Raw genomic sequence first — 1381 nt, forward strand, 5'->3', positions numbered from 1 at the left:
TAGTCATGGTCGGAAGAAATTCCGACCATTTCTTTATGTTTTGAAGTAAATATCAGGATTTCCGCCACATAAGACAACGATTTGAGCAATTGCCAGATCCCTGACTTCCATAGCCATGCGCCTTTTTGCTGTTTTATAGCCTATTTCATTCCTTTTTTTGTACATCAATACCATCATGGCTACAATTAGGGTCATATACAACATTACCTGGATGCCATTTTTATTTAATGAAACCAGATGGCTAACGTTTAGTTCTTGTTTTATAAAACGAAAGAATACTTCTATATCCCATCTTCTTTTATAAGCCTGGGCTATATCTTTAGCTGATTGTTCAAAATCATTAGTTAAAAACCAAATTTGCTTATCGTCTTTTTTACTTTTGACTACAACAAGCCGAAAATGGGTATCCACAAGATATTCCTTGCGGTGTTGATTACCCCGTTTGTTATTGATTAATAGGCCTGCATACAATTGAATCCTACAATCTTTTATAAGGTAGGACTCTCCTAAATCCATTTCTTGATTCTCAGTTATAAAAGATTCATGTTCGACAAACTTTCTATTCTCTTTAGCCCTACAAATAAAGGTTACCTGGTTAGCACTGAAGTTTTTCATTGTTTGGGTAGATTGTAGCCCTCTATCCAAAACGTAAATATTCTGATGGTTAGCATCTTTTTTAACATGCTCATTTATCACTTCTGGTAAAGCCATATCCTCACTTCCATAAACAGGAGTAGTAAATACATTAAAATGGCAAGGCAATATCCCATCAAATGCAACGCTATATTTTACCGCTTTTTTACCACTTTGATTATCCATCCCTTCCATAAGTTTACCAACTGACTCACTAACCATCGAACTATCTACGCGGATTAAATTATGTTGCTCGCGTTCGGTTGGGGTATACATTTGAATGAACTCGTCATAAATATATTCATAAATCTGTCTGAAGTAATCGGGAGGAATCTTAGACAACCTTTCTGAAATGGAACTCCTACGAACTTTTTCATCCGCATCCAGATCAAAAAGCGTTTTAAAAATACTGTCATTAAAAGTGTCCTCTAGCGTGCGTTGGCTAAGTTTCTCATTCTCCAATATTCCATACAGTAATAAATAAAACATCTTGTTCCCATGAAGAACTTTTGAATAATGATCCACTTGAGTAGTTAATGAAAGCTTAGCGATAAGCTCTTCGGGGATAAGCGCTAGTAGTTGCTTAATGTTGATTTTATGGTCTTTAAACCTTGCCATAGCATGATACATCAATCACTAAAATAGTGATATGTAATCATAAATAAATGGTTGTCAGTATCTTGTTAAAAAATCAAAAGAAAATATATAAAAGAAAATGGTCGGAAGAAATTTCTTCCGACCATGACTA

Annotated in this window: 1 protein-coding gene; it reads right to left on the reverse strand. The window is 34.7% G+C overall.

Features of this window, described 5'->3' with window-relative positions:
- Positions 1–33 precede the first annotated feature (33 nt).
- Positions 34–1251, reverse strand: coding sequence for an IS4 family transposase (locus KW844_RS28815; protein ID WP_218380235.1), 1218 nt, complete (start codon positions 1249–1251; stop codon positions 34–36).
- Between the last annotated feature and the right edge of the window lie 130 nt (positions 1252–1381).

This window comes from Chitinophaga sp. sic0106 (assembly GCF_019219075.1).
In the GTDB taxonomy this organism is placed as follows: domain Bacteria; phylum Bacteroidota; class Bacteroidia; order Chitinophagales; family Chitinophagaceae; genus Chitinophaga.